Source organism: Serratia sp. K-E0102, from assembly GCF_029962625.1.
In the GTDB taxonomy this organism is placed as follows: domain Bacteria; phylum Pseudomonadota; class Gammaproteobacteria; order Enterobacterales; family Enterobacteriaceae; genus Serratia; species Serratia sarumanii.
This window is the reverse complement of record NZ_CP124754.1, coordinates 364,431-384,156: the sequence shown is the minus strand read 5'-3', so window position 1 is coordinate 384,156 and position 19,726 is coordinate 364,431. Positions and strand designations below refer to the sequence as shown.

Genomic DNA, 19,726 nt, shown 5'->3' with positions numbered 1-19,726 from the left:
ACTCCTTTATTATCTTAAATATATAAAGCGCCGTGAATGTGTTGGTTACGGACCTTAAGTCATTACACCTTTCAAAACAATAAATTAGCCAATTCTTGCCTGCAGGTGTAATAAAACGGCCGCTGTCGCGCCCATTTTAGATTAAATCGCTTACGCATGAAGGGCATAGCGCACACTAATCAAAAATAGTGCGAGGTTATTCACGAGCAAGTTAACCGGCCGTTACATTACACCCTTACGCAACATCAGAACAACATCATTTTAATAACATTTTATTTACCACTGCGGGCCGATTTTCCGTCGCCAAAAGGGCATATTCATCGCGGCCGGATTTTGTTAAAATGCCGCCCTTTCCTCGCCGCCCGGTCATGCTTATTTTCTTTGGGTCGGCCTTTGTTGCATAAAAATTCATCTATATGCATAATCATGACTTCCACTATCAACATTCCACGGTGCAAAATGCGTAATCCCGCAAAACAGGAAGATCTGATCAAGACGTTCAAAGCGTTATTGAAAGAAGAAAAATTCAGTTCTCAAGGCGAGATCGTTTTGGCGCTGCAAGAAGAAGGCTTCGAAAACATTAACCAATCCAAAGTATCGCGCATGCTGACCAAGTTCGGCGCGGTACGTACGCGCAATGCCAAAATGGAAATGGTGTATTGCCTTCCTGCCGAACTCGGCGTGCCGACCACCACCAGCCCATTGAAGAATCTGGTGCTGGACGTCGACCATAACGACGCCGTCGTGGTGATCCACACCAGCCCGGGCGCCGCGCAGCTGATCGCCCGCCTGCTCGACTCATTGGGGAAATCCCAGGGCATCCTCGGCACGATTGCCGGCGACGACACGATTTTCGTCACCCCGTCCAACGGCTTTACCGCTCAGAAACTGCATGAGGCTATTCTGGGCGTGTTCGAGCAAGAGCTGTGAAACCTGGCGCTAACAAAGTGCGGCTTTAGCCCGCACTTTGTTAGCGCTTCTTTAACTCTCACGTTACCTTTCCCGTCTTCAACCGCGTTTAACACTGCTTTTTTATCCCTCAGCAACACATTTCCATGACATCTCCATGTAACCAGCAGTACCCACTGTGATCTTCCGCACTTTTGGTCAAAAGCACTTACCTTATTGAAATTACATAAATTTAACATCAAAAGATCGTTTTGTGAGCGTTTTTTATTCCTTACTGTTATAAAAAATAAGGATCATAAGGTTAAAGTTTCACTAGCAACTGTTAGCGAACTATTAATTTTTCGCGTTACTAGCTGTATACTCATTTTCGTGAACTGAATCACAGTTCGTTGGAACTGATAAAAGAATACGATGAGGTGAGATGATGAAAATTAAAGCTACCGTTGCAACCCTGAGCGTTCTGTCCATGCTTTCCTTTGGTGCATTCGCAGCACAATCTATTGATGCAACTCAGGCCGCAAAACTGCAGCCGGCCGGTGTAATCACCGTGAGCGGCGTCGCCGCTGCGCCTTCCGACATCCGCCAGGCGCTGTCCGACAAAGCCGACGCCAAAGGGGCGACCGCTTACCGCGTAATCGAAGCCCGCAATGACGGCAGCTTCCACGCAACCGCTGAAATCTACAAATAAGTACCGGCATTACCCGGCAACGGGCAATACATCTCTGGAATCAAACGCTGTCATAACGGCCTTCAAGAATAAAAATCGCTGCCAAGCCCTTCCAGGCTGTTATGACCAAGGATCGCTATCATGAACATGAAAACTACTCTCGCTGCATTCGGCCTGCTGTCTGTCATCTCCTTCGGCGCCTCCGCCGCCCAGCTGGTGACTAACGATCAGACCGCCAATCTGCAATCTATCGGCACCATCACCGTCAGCGGCATCGACGGCGCGCCGACCGACATTCGCCAAGCGTTGTCGGAGAAAGCCGACGCGAAAGGCGCGACCGCCTACCGCGTGATCGAAGCGCGTAACGAAGGCAACTACCACGCCACCGCCGAGATTTACAAATAACAACTCTGGGAACGGCTTTGCAGAGCTGATTACCCTCGTCACTGCCACTGCCGAGTTCTGACGCAAACGCCGATTTCCCAGAGACCCTCTCGTCGTCCTATCCGACGAACCCCGTTGCCCTCGCTCGCGAGGGCTTTTTTATGGGCGTAAAAAAGGCCGCGAATGCGGCCCTTGATGTGGCTGATGCGGCTGAGCGATCAGTAGGTGACTTTCGGTTCCTGCTTTTTCGCCAGCGCGTCCAGCAGGCGATCGTGAATGCCGCCGAAACCGCCGTTGCTCATCACCAGAATGTGATCGCCCGGCTGTGCGGTTTTCACCACCATGTCCACCAGCGTGTCGAGATCCGCGCTCCAGTGCGCCGGCTGCACGCAGGCATCCGCCACTTCCGCCACCTGCCACGGAATGTGGTGCGGCTGGAACAGGAACACCTCGTCGGCGCGGCCGAGCGAAGGCGCCAGATCGTTTTTGCTAATGCCCATTTTCATGGTGTTGGAGCGCGGCTCCAGCACCGCCAGAATGCGCGCCGTGCCGCCGACCTTGCCGCGCAGCGCGGCCAGAGTGGCCAGGATCGCCGTCGGGTGGTGCGCGAAGTCGTCGTAGACCGTGACGCCGTTGGCTTCGCCACGCAGCTCCAGACGGCGGCGGGCGTTGATGAAATCGCCCAACGCGCGGCAGGCGTCCGCCGGCTGCACGCCGACGTGGCGGGTGGCGGCGATGGCCATCAGGCCGTTATGCATGTTGTGCTCGCCCACCAGCGCCCAGTTCACTTCGCCGACCTGTTCGCCGTCGAGGAACACCGCGTAATGGCTGGCGTCCGGCGTCAGCTTCTGTGCGCGCCAGGTGCCCTCTTCCCCCACCAGCTCCTGCTCGCTCCAGCAGCCCATCGCCATCACCTGCTTCAGGTGGCTGTCGTTGTCCGGCAGGATGATCTTGCCTTTGCCCGGCACCAGACGCACCAGGTGGTGGAACTGTTTCTGGATGGCTTTCAGATCGTCGAAGATATCGGCGTGGTCGAACTCCAGGTTGTTCATGATCAGCGTGCGCGGGCTGTAGTGCACGAACTTGGAGCGCTTGTCGAAGAACGCGCAGTCATATTCGTCGGCCTCGATCACGAAGAACGGGCTGCCGCCAAGGCGCGCCGATACGTCGAAGTTGCCCGGCACGCCGCCGATGACGAAGCCGGGCTGGTAGCCGCAGGCTTCGAGGATCCAGGTCGCCATGCCGGCGGTGGTGGTTTTGCCGTGGGTGCCGGCAACCGCCAGTACCCAGCGATCGCGCAACACGGCATCGTGCAGCCACTGCGGGCCGGAAACGTAAGGGATGCCACGTTCCAGCACCGCCTCCACGCACGGGTTGCCGCGCGTCATGGCGTTGCCGATGATCACCAGATCCGGCGCCGGATCCAGCTGGGCCGGATCATAACCCTGAATAAGATCGATCCCCTGGTTCTCCAGCAGCGTGCTCATCGGCGGATAGACGTTGGCGTCCGAACCGGTGACGTCATGCCCCAGTGAGCGCGCCAGCATCGCCAACCCGCCCATAAAGGTGCCACAGATCCCAAGAATGTGAATGCGCATAGGTTTCTCATGTGAGTGCATCGAATGTCGGCATATTCTAACGCTCAGAATCGTCCAGAAGAAATGGATTTGCCTATGAATAGCGCGCATCTTTGGGCTACACTGCACGCGAAAACGTTGGCGGTTTGTTAACAGGCCGCTATCCATCCGTAGATTCAGGGATTGTGTCATGAAAACGTTAGGCGAATTTATCGTCGAGAAACAGCACGACTTCTCTCACGCCACCGGCGAGCTGACCGCGTTACTTTCTGCAATTAAACTGGGCGCCAAAATCATCCACCGCGACATCAACAAGGCCGGCCTGGTTGATATTCTGGGCACCAGCGGGGTGTCCAACGTACAGGGCGAAGTTCAGATGAAACTGGACCTGTACGCGAACGAAAAACTGAAAGCGGCGTTGAAAGCGCGTGGTGAAGTTGCGGGTATCGCTTCCGAAGAAGAAGATGAAATCGTGATATTCGACGGCGAGCGAGCTGAAAATGCCAAGTATGTCGTTTTGATGGATCCGTTGGACGGTTCGTCCAACATCGATGTCAACGTCTCGGTCGGTACGATTTTCTCTATCTACCGTCGCATCACGCCGGTCGGCACGCCGGTGACCGAAGAAGACTTCCTGCAGCCGGGCAGCGCCCAGGTCGCAGCGGGTTATGTGGTTTACGGTTCGTCCACCATGCTGGTGTACACCACCGGTTACGGCGTCCACGCCTTCACCTACGACCCGTCTCTGGGCGTATTCTGCCTCTCCCACGAGAAAGTGCGCTTCCCGGCGAGCGGCAACATGTATTCCATCAACGAAGGCAACTACATCAAGTTCCCTCTCGGCGTGAAGAAATACATCAAATACTGCCAGGAGCAGGATGAAGCGACGCAGCGCCCTTACACCTCGCGCTACATCGGTTCTCTGGTGGCGGACTTCCACCGCAACCTGCTGAAAGGCGGCATCTACATCTACCCAAGCACCGCCAGCCACCCGCAAGGCAAGCTGCGCCTGCTGTACGAATGCAACCCGATGGCGTTCCTGGCCGAACAGGCCGGCGGTAAGGCCAGCGACGGCAAAAACCGCATTCTGGACATCACGCCGGTGAAACTGCACCAGCGCGCGCCATTCTTCGTCGGCACCAAGTCGATGGTAGAAGACGCGGAACGCTTCATCGCCGAAAACCCGGACGAGTAACGCGTTCTTTGCAAGGGTTCGGCACCGCGCCGAACCCTTATCGCCTTACAGCTTGAACGCCGCCATGCTCTGCGCCAGCAGCTGAGCCTGATCTTCCAGCGAGCGCGTCGCCGCCGCCGACTCTTCCACCAGTGCCGCATTCTGCTGCGCCACCTGATCCATCTGCGCCACCGCCAGGTTCACCTGTTCGATACCGCTGCTTTGTTCGCGTGTCGCCGCCGAGATCTCACGCATCAACGCCGTCACCCGGCCCACTTCGCCGGTAATGCCGCTCATGGTCTGCGCCGCCGACTCCACCATCTGCTCGCCTTCCTGCACCCGGTTCTGCGACGCTTCGATCAACCCTTTGATCTCTTTCGCCGACTGGGCGCTGCGCTGCGCCAGATTGCGCACTTCACCGGCCACCACCGCAAAACCGCGGCCCTGTTCGCCGGCGCGCGCCGCTTCCACCGCCGCGTTCAGCGCCAGGATATTGGTCTGGAAGGCGATGCCGTCCATCACGCTGATGATGTCGGCGATGCGGCGCGAGCTGTCGGTGATCGCCTGCATCTTGCTCATCACCTGGCTAACCACCTCGCTGCCCTGGTTGGCGATATCGGACACGCTCAGCGCCAGCTGGTTGGCCTGTTCGCAGTTCTCGGCATTCATTTTCACCGTCGAGGTCAGCTGTTCCATGCTGGCGGCGGTTTCTTCCAGCGAAGCGGCCGATTCTTCGGTGCGCTGCGCCAGATGCAGGTTGCCGGCCGCCAGTTCGCGTGAACCGGTGTCAATCTGGCTGCTGGCGTCGCGCACTTTGCTGACCGAACTGGCCAGCGCCTGCTGCATGCGCTGCATCGCCCGCACCAGGCGGCCCATCTCGGTATCGCCCTCGCCGCGGATCTCGTGGGTCAGATCGCCGCCGGCGATGTGTTCCAGCTGCGCGATGGACTCGTCCAGCGGGCGCAGAATGATCACCCGCAGCGCGAACCAGGCCAGCACCGCCAGCAGCACGCTGAGCAGGCCCGCCACCACGATCAGCGAGATCTTGGTGCTGGCGTTGCTTTCCGCGTCATACACCTGCTGCGCGCCGAGCTTCATGGCGAAGCTGCGGAAATCGCTGAGATCCTTTTCGAACGCGATGCTCAACGCGGAGATGCGCGTTTCCTGAATATGATAATACTCATCGATCTTGCCGGCCTTGATGGCGGCGGCCATCGGCTTCACGCCCTGATCCAGATAGGCGCGGTAGCTGTTTTGCAGGCGGTTGGAGAGTTCGCGGCCGCGCTCGGTCACGGTGCCGACGCCGACAAAGCGCGCCATTTCCTTGTTCGACTGCTCGAGGTAACCGTAGATGCGGCCCACGGTGGCGTCGGAGACATCAGTCTGGCCGATCTCCCGTTGGCGCACCGCCAGCGAGGCGGCGGTTCTGGCGCGCAGCGTCAGGTTGGAGCTGTTGGCCAGCGAGCCCAGCTCTTCGCCGAGGATCTGGTTTAAGGTATGGATCGAGCGCGATCCTTCGTTAATCGCGTTGACGCCAATAACGCTGACCATGATCAGCAGCATGGTCATCAGGCTCAGCAGGGCGATCAGCCCAGCCTTCACCGTAATCTTTTTTAGCATGAGTTCTTCCCGGCTTCAGAATAGTGAGATCAGACGTAGTAGGGGTGGCAAAACGCGGAGCCAGCTTTGCTGGCTCATTATTGTTTGTTGAAGTTATCGGCAGGCGGAGGCAAAACTTCATGCCGCGGCGGGATTAATCTGGAAATTCTCCGTGCGCCAGCGCACTGGGTTTTCGACGATGAAAAGGGCAGGAAATCGCAAAAGAGTCCGCTATAATAGCCGCCACTCCATTTCTGGTTTGATGATTAAAGGAAACCGACATGAGCTTGAATCTGGTCCCTGCTGGCAAAGACCTGCCGGAAGACATCTACGTAGTAATCGAAATCCCGGCCAACGCCGATCCAATCAAATACGAAATCGACAAAGAAACCGGCGCGCTGTTCGTTGACCGTTTCATGTCCACCGCGATGTTCTACCCGTGCAACTACGGCTACATCAATCACACCCTGTCTCTGGACGGTGATCCGGTTGACGTGCTGGTCCCAACCCCATACCCGCTGCAGCCGGGCTCCGTGATCCGCTGCCGTCCGGTTGGCGTTCTGAAGATGACCGACGAAGCCGGTGAAGACGCCAAGCTGGTTGCGGTACCGCACAGCAAGCTGACCAAAGAGTACGATCACGTGAAAGACGTGAACGACCTGCCAGAACTGCTGAAAGCCCAGATCGCTCACTTCTTCGAGCACTACAAAGATCTGGAAAAAGGCAAATGGGTGAAAGTGGAAGGCTGGGCAGACGCTGCCGCAGCTAAAGCGGAAATCATCGCCTCCTTCGAACGCGCTGCCAAGAAGTAATTCTCGCCGCCGTCCGATGAAAAAACACCGCTCATTGAGCGGTGTTTTTTTTCTTACTGTTCGTCGAGACGCTTCAGCCAGTCGCCGCTGGTAATTCGCGGGTAACCGTCCACGCTGTGTTTGTACAGGTAGATCCACGCACTCCCATAAGGCGTCTGAATCAGCTCGCGCTTATAGTCCTTGGTGTTGCTTTTCAGTTCGTCCAGCTCTGCCAGAATCGATGAGTTAATACGATACACTTCGCAATGTATCGTGCCCTCTCCAGGGATCGCCGCCGGGTAATGGCCCAGATTATAAATCTGATAGCCTTCGAGCTCGTGCTCGCCGAGCCATTGGGCGTTGGTCATCCAATGGCTGTTTCCCTGTTTGCGCCGTAAACTGCCGTAGACAATTATTCGCATCGCTAAAACTCAAACTGATAGAGCAAATCTAATGCCTGGTCGAGACCAGACACCGCTTCAAGATACAACTTAGGCATCAGGCGATAACGCAACGTCAGCGTGGCCAAGGAGTCGAAGATGCCCACCCCATATTTTACTTGTAAGCCTGGGAGAACATAGCCGCTCACGACAACCTGGGAACTGTCGCCAACCCCCTGAGTGTCCAGAGCCAAATTACTTACGCCGAATGCCTCGCCGATTTTACCCACAAGTTGACCACTTTGTGCAACCCCCATGCCGATTAACATCGAGGTCATGGCGTTACCGTCGGCGCCGGAGCTGCTCAAGCCCTGGCCGCGCAGCAGATAAGACAGGGCTTCCTGTTGCGATTTGGCCGGATCGGAGAACACTTCCAGCTTCGGCGCATCCGCCAGGCCGGTCACGCGCACGCCGGCGGTCACATCGTCCTCGGTGGATTCCGGGTTGCGGATCGCCTCGATATTCAGCAGCGGCTGATCCGGAGGGCCGGAGAACATCAGCTGCCCTTTACGCACGATCAAATCCTGACCATAAGCATGGAAGCGGCCGGAAGGGATGTCAATCTGGCCGTTGAGGCCCAGCCCTTTCTTGTCCTGCACCACCTTCAGGTCGCCCTTCAGACGGGCTTTCAGACCAAAAGCGTCCAGCCGCACGTCATTGCCGACGTGGATCATCAGATTGCTGTTGATCGGGATCGACGCGGTCTTCGGTTGAATCGGCTTCAGTTGGTCGTCCAGCATCACCTCGTCGGAAGAGACGCCCACCGCGCTTTCCGGCAGCTCCTGCACCGTGATGCGCGCCCAGGGAATGTCGACCTTGCCGTTGAGCGAGAACAGCTGCGGCGTGGCTTCGAACACCAGATCCGGCGACACGTCGATGCGGATCATCGGCGGCACCGTCACCCGCAGCTTATCGCCCTTGGCGGCAATGCGCGCACGCCAGGCGTTGATATCGCGCCAGTCGGCGTCGCCCGCCAGATTCAGCTGGCCGCGCGTGGTGCTGAGCAGCCCTTCCAGCGTCGAGGTCATGCCGTTGAAATTCACCGCCAGCCGCGCGTCGGTCATATCGAACGGCATCCAGTGCCCCTGCACCTTCGCCCGATCCAACGCCAGGCGCCCGAACACCAGCGGCTTCTGCGCGCTGCCGCCCAGGCGCAGGTTGGCGTTCAGCATGCCCGCCGCGCTTTCGCCCTTCATCAGCGCCGGGTTGATCAGCGCCAGTGAGATGTTGGTGATATTGACGTTGCCGCTGATGGTGCGCCGCACCTGCGGATCCGCCACCTGGATATTGCCGTCGAACTGGCCGTTGTTGGTCAGCTTGATCCGCCAGTCGGCCAGCGCGCGACCGTTGTTCAGGCCGGCGTTGAGGGTCAGCGTGTCGAAGGCGATCGGCAGCGCGTTGCCCTGCACCTGCTGCACCACTTTGACGCCGTTGCCGGCCAGCGTGACTTTCGCCTCCGGCAGCGCGCCGCCCGGTTTCCAGCTGACGTCGGCCCGGCCGGTGAACACCCCGCTCAGGGCGGTTTCCGGGCCGAGGAACGGCTTGATCATCGCCAGATCGAACCGGTTGAGCACCACGCTGGCCTGGCCGCTCTGGCCGGCTTCAATGGTCTTGGGCACGCACAGCTCGGCGTTCGGGTTCTGCCAACAGTGCGGCCCGACGCTGATTTTCTGCTCGGTGTTCAGGTAGTCCAGCGCGATGGCGCGCGTCAGGCGCCATTCCCCGACCGGCGTATCGAAGCGAGTGTTGTTCAGATTGCCGCGCCAGCGCTGCTGCTGGCGATCGAAACTGCCCTGCAGCGCCAGCTGGCCGGAGACCGGTTTGCCGTCGATCTTCAGCTGCAGCTGGTGCTGCTTCTCGCTGCCCTTGGCGTCGAGGGTCAACAGGCTGACCTCCAGCGCATCCTGCTTCAGCTGCTCGACGCGTACCGCCAGTTGCCCCTGAATCTGATCCGTGGAGCGCACGTCGCCGTCTATTTTCACGCGGTTGATGCGCAGCGCCTGCCACTGCAGGCCGGATGCAGTCAAATCCGCCAGCAGCTGCGGCGCCTGCAGATTGCCGCGCAGCTTCAGCAGCCCTTTGGCGGTGCCGCCCAGGCCCGGCAGCGCGCCGTCCAGACGCGGCGCGTCGATGTTGGCGTCCAGGTTCCAGCTCTTCTCGTCCAGCTGCCCTTTGACGTTCAGTTGGTTACGCCCCAGCGCCAGATCGATGCCGGGGATTTTCCACTGCCCTGCGGCGTTGCCGCTCAGCGTACCGCGCGCCGTGACCTTGTTCTGCTTCACATTGCCGTCCAACTGCAGCACCGGCACCTGCAGCTGCCAGCTGCCGCCGTGCAGGCTGCCGCGCGTGGTGATCTTGCCGTCGAGCTTCGCCGGCCATTCCGGCCACTGCTTGGCGGTATTGATGCCGCTCAGCGTCAATTGCGAGGTCCAGCTGATGGCCTTGCTCCAGTCCACCAGCGCGGTGAGATCGGTATTGCCCTGCAGCGCCGCCAAGCGCAGGCGCTCCAGCTTGAACTGCTCGACGTTGCCTTTGCCGTCCAGCGTCAGCACCGCCGGCGGCAAGTCCTGGCCTTTCAGATTGGCACGCGTCGACAGCGCGTAGTCGGTCGCCTTGCCGTTAAAGCGCAGGCGGAAATCGTTGACCTGATACTGCGCCTCGCCGCTCAGCGGCCATTTCAGCTGCTTGCTCTGCAACGTCAGCGCCAGCGGCAGGCCGGCTTCGGCCAGCCGGGTTTGCACATCGAGCTGGGCGCCGACCGGGCCGGACAGGTTCAGCGCCACCTTCAGCTCGTCACGCAGCCCGCCGCCGACGTTCAGCTTCACCTTCTCGCCCTTCAGCGGTTCGATGTTCAGCGCGCTGTTGGCGGTCAGGGACACCGGCCAGTCGCCGGTCAGCGTTGCCTGCCCCTGCAGCGACAGCGTGCCCTGCGGCGACTTCACGTCGAAGTTGTCCAGCTGGATATGTTGATCCTGCGTGCTGGCCTGCAGCAACAGGCTCGTGATCAGCACGTCGGTATCGCCGGTCAAGCGCAGTTGCTCGCCGCTGATCTCTTTGACGGTGATATCCAGCGGCAGGCGGATGTCCGGCAGATCCGGCAACAGCGGTTTGGCGAACAGTTCCTTCAGCGTTTCGCCCAGCGGCTTCTCTTCCGGCTGCGGCACCGGCTTCGCCGCGTCGGTAACCTGCTCGCCGACCTTTTTCGCCACCTCGACCGCCGGCTGCACCGCTTCCGGCAACGGGTTTTGCGGGGTTTTCGGCAAGGCGATCAGCAGCGAGCCGATCTTGGTCGGCATCAGCGTCAGCGCGCGCTCTTGCCACTGCGCGCCGGTGCGGAACTCGGCCAGCGAGATGGCGGTGTCGTCGACGGTGACCTTGACGTTGTTCAACGCCAACAGGCGCAGCGTGATCGGGTAAGGCGTGCTGAGATTGGTGGTCGGCTCACTGCTCTCCTCCACCGGCGCGGAAGGCGCCATCTCTTTGGTGTTCACCGCCACGTCCACATCCTGGGCGGTCAAGGCATTGACGCACAGCGAGCTGCGCTTAAAGCAGGAGAGATCGAGCGACAGATGGAACTGCCCGGCGTTGACCGTCACGCCCGGCATCTGATACTTCACGCCCTTCAGCGTCAGATCGCGCCAGCCGCCGCTGACGCCGGCGATCTCCAGCCCCGGCACCCAGCGCGCCGCGCCGTTGATGACCATATGCAAACCGGTGGTGGTGCCTATCAGGAAGGCCAGGCCGCCGATCAGCAACAGCAGAACGACCAGAAATCCGAGACAAATCTTTTTAACCAGGCTCATAGTTCAGGCCCCAAACCGATGTAGAACTGCATCCCGTGGGTGTCCTTGTCTCCCACAGGCGCGGCGATATCCAGCTTCACCGGCCCCACCGGCGACTGCCAGCGCACGCCTACGCCGGCGCCGGTCTTGAAGTTGCTCTTCTTGATATCGTTCACCGCTTCACCGGAGTCGACGAACATCGCCCCCCACCATTTGCCGGTCACGTTGTATTGGTACTCCAGCGAGCCGGTCAGCATCTTGGAGGCGCCGGTCAGCTTGCCGTCGTCACCGCGCGGCGAGATGTCTTTGTACTTGTAGCCGCGAATGCTGCGGTCACCGCCGGCGAAGAAGCGCAAATCCGGCGGCACCTTGTCGAAGTCGTTGGTTTCTATCCAGCCCACCTGCCCGCGCGCCACAAAACGATGCTTGTCGGCCAGGGTGCGGATCCAGACGTTCTGCGCCTGCATCAGCGCAAAGTCCACCCCGGAGCCCCAGGAGGTGTCGGACACGTCGATAGAGTAGCGCTGGCTGTCGCCCCAGGTCGGCATCAGACCGCCGCGCGAACGGGTGCGGCTGAAGCTGACGCCAGGATACAGCAGCATGGTGGTGTTGCTGACATTACCCTGGGTAAAGTTATCCCAGCGCCAGGTCAGGTTGATCGCCCGCTGCCAGCCGCTGGAAAGATCCCAGTTGCGCGAGGCCACCACTTTGGAGGTGACGGACTTGGTGTCGTTAAGATCGACGTTCTTGAGGCCACCCTGCAGCAGGTAATACTGCTCCAGCGGGTTCTTGAGCAGCGGGATCTTGTAGGTCAGATCCAGCTGTTGCTCCGGCGCCGACACGCTGGCGCTGGTTTCCAGGCTATGCCCGCGATCGTTGAGCCAGGGCTTTTTCCAGGTGCCTTTCACCCGCGGGCCGACGTCGGTGGAGTAACCGATACCGGTTTCGACGGTGTTGCGCGTGCGCGGCGTCACCAGCGCGTCCAACGGCAAAATCTTGTTCTCTTTGGCATCGTTGAAATCAGGGGACACCACCACCGAGTTGAACCAGTTGGTGGCGGACAAACGGCGGTTCAGCTCGGCCAAATCCTCCGAACTGTAGTAATCCCCCTGATGAAAGGGCACCAGATTTTGCAGATAGTCTTCGCGGATTTGCGAACCGGTGAATTTCACCTTGCCGAAGCGGTAACGTTCGCCGCTGTTGAAATCGATATCCCAAAACGCCTTGTGCAGATCTTCGGCCACGCCGAGCTGGCTTTTGGTCATGTCGGCGTCGAAGTAGCCTTTGCGCAGCGCCAGGCCGGTGAGCGAGCCTTTGAAACTGTCATACTTGCCGTGGTTGAGGATCTCGCCGATGGTCGGCCGCCCCTTCTTCACCAGCGCCAGGTAGTCCTCATCGGTCTTCGCGCCGCCTTCCAGCACGATGTTGGCGCCGGCGATACGCACCGGTTCGCCCGGATTGACCTTGGCGTGCAGCACCGGGCGCGACATCCCCGGCCGATCGTCCAGCGTAAACTCGATGGTCGGCTGGTAATAGCCGAGCGCGCGCAGCCCCTGGCGCACCGCCTCATCCACCCGCGCGCGGAAGCGCCCGTCGGTGCCAACCTCTTCAGGCGTGATCGACGACAGCCGCACCCGGACGTTTTTTTCCAACTCTCCGCTTAACCCCTCCACCTGCAAGCGCACGTTGGCCGCATAGGCCGCAGGTGCCGCAAGCAACACAGATATCAAGCACATGACCGGGTACTTTGGCACGTGTTCTCCTTATTGATTTTACTTTCCTGTTATGGTGTTCGCTCCGGGGCCAGGGCAGACTCCGCGCTATCATGACGGCAGCCCTCTTCAACCTTGTTCCGGACGCCGCCCGCCGCGCTTGCCACCACCGCGCAACAGGCGAATTCTTCACTTTTGGCGCTCAAAATACTGCGTTAAGCTTATACATAAACTCAACTTGCCACTTATTGTGGGCAAAGACGCGGTGAGATACAACCGAACCGCCCCCATGTAGGGTCAATTCTTACTGTGACAACAGGAGTCAACCGTGGTGCCATTTTTTGATAAATCACAAACCGTCGATAAGGCAAGCGCGCTGCCTGGCCGCACCACGCCAATGCCTGTCGCAACGCTCAACGTGGTCACCGAACACTCGATGACCCAGGTGCCGGCAGGCATGGAGGTGGCGATCTTCGCCATGGGCTGTTTCTGGGGAGTTGAGCGCCTGTTCTGGCAGCAGCCGGGCGTCTACAGCACCGCCGCCGGCTACAGCGGCGGCTACACGCCGAACCCGACCTACCGCGAAGTGTGCAGCGGTCAGACCGGCCACGCCGAAGTGGTGCGCGTGGTGTTCGATCCGCAGGTCGTCAGCTACAAACAGCTGCTGCAGGTGTTCTGGGAAAATCACGATCCGGCGCAGGGCATGCGCCAGGGCGGCGACGTCGGCACCCAGTACCGCTCGGCGATTTATACGCTGAGCCCGGAGCAGCAGGCCGAGGCGGAAAGCAGCCTGCAGCGCTTCCAGCAGGCGATGGAGGCGGCAGGCGACAAGCGCGTCATCACTACCGAGATCGCGCCGGCGCTGCCGTTCTATTACGCGGAAGACGATCATCAGCAGTACCTGTTCAAGAATCCGGAAGGCTACTGCGGGCTGGGCGGCATCGGCGTTTGCCTGCCGCCGCAGGGCTGATCCGATGCCGGCCGGCGGCACTTTTTTAACCGCTGGCGGCCCCTGTGGGGCAACTGCTATACTGTGCGGGCCGCTTCTGCGGCCCGATAGCTTCCCTTCTGGTTGTTATCGCTGCTTTTTTTGCTATGTACTACCCTTCCTCAAGAGCGCCGGCATCCCGTCGGCACGTATGGATAGATTATGTTAAACAGTATTTTACTGATTCTTTTTCTGATCGCGGTGAGTGCGTTCTTCTCACTGTCGGAAATCTCTCTGGCCGCCTCGCGCAAGATCAAACTGAAGCTGATGGCGGACGAAGGCAACGTCAACGCCGCCAGAGTGCTTAAACTGCAAGAAACCCCAGGCATCTTCTTCACCGTGGTGCAGATCGGCCTGAACGCCGTGGCCATCCTCGGCGGTATCGTCGGCGACGCGGCTTTCTCTCCCACCTTCAAGGTGTTGTTCGATCGTTTCCTGTCGCCCGAACTGGCGGAACAGGTCAGCTTCATCTGCTCCTTCGTGCTGGTGACCAGCCTGTTTATCCTGTTCGCCGATTTGACCCCGAAGCGCATCGGTATGATTGCACCAGAGACGGTCGCCGTCCGGATCATCAACCCGATGCGTTTCTCCATCATGATCTTCCGCCCGCTGGTGTGGTTCTTCAACGGCATGGCCAACCTGATCTTCCGTATGTTCAAGCTGCCGATGGTGCGCAAGGACGACATCACCTCCGACGACATCTACGCGGTGGTGGAAGCCGGCGCCCTGGCGGGCGTTCTGCGCAAGCAGGAACATGAGCTGATTGAAAACGTGTTCGAACTGGAATCGCGCACCGTGCCGTCTTCGATGACCTCGCGCGAAAGCGTGGTGTACTTCGACCTGCGCGAAAGCGAAGAGAGCATCAAGGAGAAGGTCTCGACCCATCCGCACTCCAAGTTCCTGGTGTGCGACGGCCATATCGATCAGGTGGTCGGCTACGTCGACTCCAAAGACCTGCTGAACCGCGTGCTGGGCAACCAGAGCCTGGTGCTGAGCAGCGGCGTGCAGATCCGCTCGGCGCTGATCGTGCCGGATACGCTGACGCTGTCCGAAGCGCTGGAAAGCTTCAAGACCGCCGGCGAAGACTTCGCGGTGATCCTCAATGAATATGCGTTGGTGGTGGGCATCATCACCCTCAACGACGTGATGACCACGCTGATGGGCGATTTGGTCGGCCAGGGCCAGGAAGAGCAGATCGTGGCGCGCGACGAAAGCTCATGGCTGATTGAGGGCGGCACGCCGATCGACGACGTGATGCGCGTGCTGGATATCGACGAGTTCCCGCAGGCGGGCAACTACGAGACCATCGGCGGCTTTATGATGTATATGCTGCGCAAGATCCCGAAACGCACCGACTTCGTCAAATACGCCGGCTACAAGTTCGAAGTGGTGGATATCGACAGCTACAAGATAGACCAGTTGCTGGTCACCCGGCTGAGCGACAAACCGGCGGCGGTGCTGCCGAAAGCGCCGGAAGACACCCCGTAGCTTGAGGCGATAAGACAAAAACATCAGCGGCCCCATCGGGGCCGCATTTTTTTTACCGCTGTCAGCGAGGTGTTCACCCCATCTCGGCCTGCAGCAGCAGCACCTGACGGTTCACTTCAGACATCACGCTGAAATGGCGCTTGTCGCGAATCTTCGGCGGCAGGATTTTCCCCTCGTCGAATTCAAATGCGCCCACGTCCTTGATATACAGCCTTCCGCGAAACAGGGTCTTAACGTACTTCGCCACTTTCAAAGGGTTATAACGCTGGAAGATTCTCATTCTTTTACGCTCCTCCCGTTGATCCATGCGCTCAGCGAGCCGCCAAAGGTGGCAGCCTCGAAATTCAGAACGCAACTTGATTGCATGTAGTAGACCCAGTAAAGACCAGATCGTTCACTTCTGCCCGGTGATCTGCACTGGATTTACACTTTTTGACAGAATTGTATATGATAATTTATAACGTTTTCAGGATATCCCTTCAAAATCTGATGATTAGCGAACCAAGGGAAAATCTGCGATCCGGTTAACAGGACAGACCTCTTATCACATCCTATGCTTTAGGCTGTCGAAGTGCTGTCGCACAAATTCCCCCCATTACAAGGAGAAAGCATGAAAACAAGTCGCATGCTGATGGTATCCCTGCTGCTCGCCCCGCTTTTGGCTTCCGCGCACAACTTCCAGCTCCAGCAGCGCGTGGCGCCGGTCGGCGTCAGCGACAAAGGAGAGCTCAATTACGCTGAAGGTAATTTTAGCTACCAGAACTGGAACAGCGCGCAGCTCAGTGGAAAAGTGCGAGTGATACAACATATTGCCGGCCGCAGCTCCGCCAAAGACATGAACGACCCACTGATTGAAGCGATCAAGAAGGCGAAGCTACCACACGATCGTTACCAAACGACGACAATCGTCAACACCGACGATGCCCTGATGGGCACCGCGATGTTCGTGCGCAGCAGCATTGAAGACAGCAAGAAGGAGTTCCCGTGGTCGCAGTTTATCGTCGACAGCGACGGTAACGTGCGCAAGGCCTGGGATCTGCAGCCGAAAGGCTCCGCCATCGTGGTGCTGGATAAGCAAGGGCGCATTCAGTTTGCCAAAGACGGCGCGCTGACGCCGGAAGAGGTGCAGCAGGTGATGTCCAAGCTGCACCAGCTGTTGGCGAACTAACTCAGAACAGCGACACCCGGAAGCCGGGGTTGAGGAAGGATTCACGCGGGGTATAGAGCAACGGCTTGCCCTGCCAATCGTGAATTTGCGCCCCGGCGGCCACCGCCACCGCATGCCCTGCGGCGGTATCCCAAATGTTGGTCGGCCCGAAGCGCGGATAGAGCTGCGCCTTGCCTTCCGCCACCAGGCAGAACTTCAGCGAGGAGCCGACGGACACGGTCTGGTGCTCGCCCAGCTGCTGCAGATAATCTTTCAGCTCGTCGTCGATATGCGAGCGGCTCACCACCACCAGCGGCGGATGCGCGTTGCTGACGCCGATCGCCTGCCGCACGCCCTTCTCTTCTTTCCAGGCCTTGCCGCGCTCCGCCAGATACAATACGTCTATCGCCGGCGCGTACACCACGCCCATCACCGCCTGCCCCTCTTCAATCAGGGCGATATTGACCGTGAACTCACCGTTGCGGTGCAAGAACTCTTTGGTGCCGTCCAGCGGATCGACCAGCCAGTAACGCGTCCAGCTGCGGCGCTCTTCCCACGCCGGCGGATCTTCTTCCGACAGCAGCGGCACCTCGGGCGTCAGCGCCGCCAGGCCGCGCTTGATGATGTGATGCGCCGCCAGATCGGCCGCCGTCACCGGTGAATCATCTTTTTTCTGTGCGACATCAAGCGGTTGTTCACCGTCGTACACCGCCATGATCGCCGCCCCCGCCTCGCGGGACAGTTGGCAAATTCGCTCTAACATCATGCACCTCAACTCTGCATCTCCGTGGGAAATTTCCCTCTGTCTCTGCTAGCAGACTAGTTTTTTTTACGCCGAATATCCATCTCAACCGGCTAACCCCCGGGAATTCCTCAGATCTTGTTGGGCGCAACTGTGAACTTCCCCGCGTTACCTGCCGCAGTTTTCTGCCACACTTCACAGTTTACTGTGGCAAGCAATGTTAATTACATTTCCCTCTGCGATAACACTCGAATAATGGAATGGAGAGCCCCCAAATGATGAAGCATCCACTGACGCTGTCCGCGCTTGCGCTGCTGGTGTGCGCCTCGGCGCAGGCGGCCACCGTCGATCTGCGCGTGCTGGAAACCACCGATCTGCACAGCAACATGATGGACTTCGATTACTACAAGGACACGCCGACCGACAAGTTCGGCCTGGTGCGCACCGCCAGCCTGATCCAGCAGGCGCGCCAACAGGCCACCAACGCGGTGTTGGTGGACAACGGCGACATTATTCAGGGCAGCCCGCTCGGCGACTACATGGCGGCCAAGGGGCTGAAGCCGGGCGACGTGCACCCGGTCTATAAGGCGATGAACACGCTGGACTACGTGGTCGGCAACATCGGCAACCATGAATTCAACTACGGGCTGGACTACCTGAAGAACGCCATCGCCGGCGCCAAATTCCCGTACATCAACGCCAACGTCATCGACGCCAAAACGCAAAAACCGCTGTTCACGCCATACATCATCGTCGATACGCCGGTGAAGGACCGCGACGGCAAGGCGCATACGCTGCACATCGGCTACATCGGCTTCGTGCCGCCGCAGATCCTGGTGTGGGATAAAGCTAACCTGCAGGGCAAAGTGACGGTGGACGACATCACCGCCACCGCCAAGCGCTACGTGCCGGAAATGCGTAAACAGGGCGCCGATCTGGTGGTGGCGATCCCGCATTCCGGGCTGTCCAGCGAGCCTTACAAGGCGATGGCGGAAAACTCGGTCTACTACCTCAGCCAGGTACCGGGCATCGACGCCATCATGTTCGGCCACGCCCATGCGGTGTTCCCGAGCAAGGACTTCGCCAACATCAAAGGCGCGGATATCGATAAGGGCCTGCTGAACGGCGTACCGGCGGTGATGCCGGGCCAATGGGGCGATCATCTCGGCGTGGTCGACCTGCAGCTCAACAACGATGGCGGCAGCTGGAAAGTGACCGCCGCCAAAGCGGAAGCGCGGCCGATCTACGACAAAGAGAACAAGAAATCGCTGGCGGCGGAAGACGCCGCGCTGGTGAAAGTGTTGGCGGACGATCACAAGGGCACGCGCGAGTTCGTCAGCCAGCCGATCGGCAAATCCGACGGCAACATGTACAGCTACCTGGCACTGGTGCAGGACGATCCGACGGTGCAGATCGTCAACAATGCGCAGAAGGCCTACGTTGAACATTACATTCAGGGCGATCCGGATCTGGCCGATCTGCCGGTGCTGTCGGCGGCGGCGCCGTTCAAGGTCGGCGGCCGCAAGAACGATCCGGCCAGCTTCGTCGAAGTGGAAAAGGGCCAGCTCACCTTCCGCAACGCCGCCGATCTCTATCTCTACCCCAATACCCTGGTAGTAGTGAAGGCCAGCGGCAAAGAGGTGAAAGAGTGGCTGGAGTGCTCCGCCGGCCAGTTCAACCAGATCGACGTCAACAGCGCCAAGCCGCAGGGCTTGATCAACTGGGACGGTTTCCGCACCTATAACTTCGACGTGATCGACGGCGTCAACTACCAGATCGACGTCAGCCAGCCGGCACGCTACGACGGCGAATGCCAGCTGATCAACGACAAGGCGGAGCGCATCAAGCAGCTGACCTTCAACGGCAAGCCGATCGATCCGAACGCCACCTTCCTGGTCGCCACCAACAACTACCGCGCCTACGGCGGCAAGTTTGCCGGCACCGGCGACAAACACATCGCCTTCGCTTCGCCGGATGAGAACCGTTCGGTGCTGGCGGCCTACATCAGCGCCGAAACCCAACGGCACGGCGCGGTGCATCCGCAGGCGGACAACAACTGGCGTTTGGCGACCTTCAGCAGCCAACAGCCGCTGGATATCCGCTTCGAGACTTCGCCGTCGGACAAAGCGACGGCGTTTATCAAGGAGCACGCTCAATATCCGATGACCGCCGAGGGCAATGACCGTATCGGCTTCACGGTCTATCGCATCGATTTAAGCGCGAAATAATCACCCGGCCGGGGCCATCCCCCGGCCAGCTTCGCTATTTTCCCACTGGCGCGCCCTTTAAATTGCATTTAAAATACATGTTATAAAATTCCTTCGTT

General features: G+C 59.2%; 16 protein-coding genes. 9 read left to right on the top strand and 7 right to left on the bottom strand.

All coding sequences use genetic code 11. The features are described 5' to 3' along the window. The first annotated feature begins 459 nt into the window (after window positions 1-459). The 3 genes from argR (at window position 460) to yhcN (SSARUM2_RS01725) (ending at window position 1,981) form a co-directional block, all read left to right on the top strand. Window positions 460-930, top strand: coding sequence for a transcriptional regulator ArgR (gene argR, locus SSARUM2_RS01735; protein ID WP_004933572.1), 471 nt, complete (start codon window positions 460-462; stop codon window positions 928-930). 403 nt (window positions 931-1,333) lie between these two features. Continuing rightward, window positions 1,334-1,597: a peroxide/acid stress response protein YhcN gene (yhcN, locus tag SSARUM2_RS01730; protein ID WP_033638655.1), complete on the top strand. Its 264-nt coding sequence runs from the start codon at window positions 1,334-1,336 to the stop codon at window positions 1,595-1,597. A gap of 120 nt (window positions 1,598-1,717) precedes the next feature. Beyond that, a complete protein-coding gene (gene yhcN / locus SSARUM2_RS01725) occupies window positions 1,718-1,981 on the top strand; it encodes a peroxide/acid stress response protein YhcN (protein ID WP_033638654.1) in 264 nt (87 codons plus the stop codon). A 197-nt stretch (window positions 1,982-2,178) separates the two neighbouring features. Here yhcN (SSARUM2_RS01725) and mpl read toward each other — a convergent pair whose 3' ends face one another. Further along, on the bottom strand, window positions 2,179-3,558 hold the full coding sequence (mpl, locus tag SSARUM2_RS01720; RefSeq protein WP_033636810.1) for a UDP-N-acetylmuramate:L-alanyl-gamma-D-glutamyl-meso-diaminopimelate ligase: 1,380 nt from the start codon (window positions 3,556-3,558) through the stop codon (window positions 2,179-2,181). Between the two features lie 169 nt (window positions 3,559-3,727). On the opposite strand from mpl, the gene fbp reads away from it, so the two are divergent. Further along, the gene (gene fbp, locus SSARUM2_RS01715; protein WP_004933587.1) at window positions 3,728-4,732 is read left to right on the top strand and encodes a class 1 fructose-bisphosphatase; all 1,005 of its coding nucleotides are present in this window, start codon (window positions 3,728-3,730) and stop codon (window positions 4,730-4,732) included. A gap of 45 nt (window positions 4,733-4,777) precedes the next feature. On the opposite strand, the gene SSARUM2_RS01710 is transcribed toward fbp, so the two are convergent. Next, entirely contained in the window at window positions 4,778-6,331 is a 1,554-nt protein-coding gene (locus SSARUM2_RS01710) for a methyl-accepting chemotaxis protein (RefSeq protein WP_033636809.1), read from the bottom strand. Between the two features lie 260 nt (window positions 6,332-6,591). Between SSARUM2_RS01710 and ppa the strand changes: the two genes are divergently transcribed. Further along, a complete protein-coding gene (ppa, locus tag SSARUM2_RS01705; RefSeq protein ID WP_004933594.1) occupies window positions 6,592-7,122 on the top strand; it encodes an inorganic diphosphatase in 531 nt (176 codons plus the stop codon). 53 nt (window positions 7,123-7,175) lie between these two features. On the opposite strand, the gene SSARUM2_RS01700 is transcribed toward ppa, so the two are convergent. Genes SSARUM2_RS01700 through SSARUM2_RS01690 form a run of 3 tightly spaced genes read right to left on the bottom strand, consistent with a single transcriptional unit; the run spans window position 7,176 to window position 13,077 of the window. Then, the gene (locus SSARUM2_RS01700; RefSeq protein WP_033648686.1) at window positions 7,176-7,523 is read right to left on the bottom strand and encodes a gamma-glutamylcyclotransferase; all 348 of its coding nucleotides are present in this window, start codon (window positions 7,521-7,523) and stop codon (window positions 7,176-7,178) included. A 2-nt stretch (window positions 7,524-7,525) separates the two neighbouring features. Continuing rightward, entirely contained in the window at window positions 7,526-11,344 is a 3,819-nt protein-coding gene (locus tag SSARUM2_RS01695) for a translocation/assembly module TamB domain-containing protein (protein ID WP_049195394.1), read from the bottom strand. After that, entirely contained in the window at window positions 11,341-13,077 is a 1,737-nt protein-coding gene (locus tag SSARUM2_RS01690; protein ID WP_033636806.1) for an autotransporter assembly complex family protein, read from the bottom strand. The genes SSARUM2_RS01695 and SSARUM2_RS01690 overlap by 4 nt, the downstream gene beginning before the upstream one ends. A 289-nt stretch (window positions 13,078-13,366) precedes the next feature. Between SSARUM2_RS01690 and msrA the strand changes: the two genes are divergently transcribed. Together msrA and SSARUM2_RS01680 are read left to right on the top strand one after the other, a co-directional pair. Continuing rightward, entirely contained in the window at window positions 13,367-14,005 is a 639-nt protein-coding gene (msrA, locus tag SSARUM2_RS01685) for a peptide-methionine (S)-S-oxide reductase MsrA (protein ID WP_086556996.1), read from the top strand. A 180-nt stretch (window positions 14,006-14,185) separates the two neighbouring features. Continuing rightward, on the top strand, window positions 14,186-15,511 hold the full coding sequence (locus tag SSARUM2_RS01680) for a hemolysin family protein (protein ID WP_033636802.1): 1,326 nt from the start codon (window positions 14,186-14,188) through the stop codon (window positions 15,509-15,511). A 73-nt stretch (window positions 15,512-15,584) separates the two neighbouring features. Here the strand turns inward: SSARUM2_RS01680 and SSARUM2_RS01675 are convergent, their stop codons facing one another. Then, entirely contained in the window at window positions 15,585-15,791 is a 207-nt protein-coding gene (locus SSARUM2_RS01675; protein ID WP_033636801.1) for a DUF1107 domain-containing protein, read from the bottom strand. Window positions 15,792-16,121: 330 nt separating this feature from the next. On the opposite strand from SSARUM2_RS01675, the gene SSARUM2_RS01670 reads away from it, so the two are divergent. Next, entirely contained in the window at window positions 16,122-16,679 is a 558-nt protein-coding gene (locus tag SSARUM2_RS01670; RefSeq protein WP_060452838.1) for a YtfJ family protein, read from the top strand. Between the two features lies 1 nt (window position 16,680). Here the strand turns inward: SSARUM2_RS01670 and cysQ are convergent, their stop codons facing one another. Then, the gene (gene cysQ, locus SSARUM2_RS01665) at window positions 16,681-17,421 is read right to left on the bottom strand and encodes a 3'(2'),5'-bisphosphate nucleotidase CysQ (protein WP_033638653.1); all 741 of its coding nucleotides are present in this window, start codon (window positions 17,419-17,421) and stop codon (window positions 16,681-16,683) included. 254 nt (window positions 17,422-17,675) lie between these two features. On the opposite strand from cysQ, the gene SSARUM2_RS01660 reads away from it, so the two are divergent. Further along, entirely contained in the window at window positions 17,676-19,628 is a 1,953-nt protein-coding gene (locus SSARUM2_RS01660; protein WP_060452839.1) for a bifunctional 2',3'-cyclic-nucleotide 2'-phosphodiesterase/3'-nucleotidase, read from the top strand. Window positions 19,629-19,726: the final 98 nt, after the last annotated feature.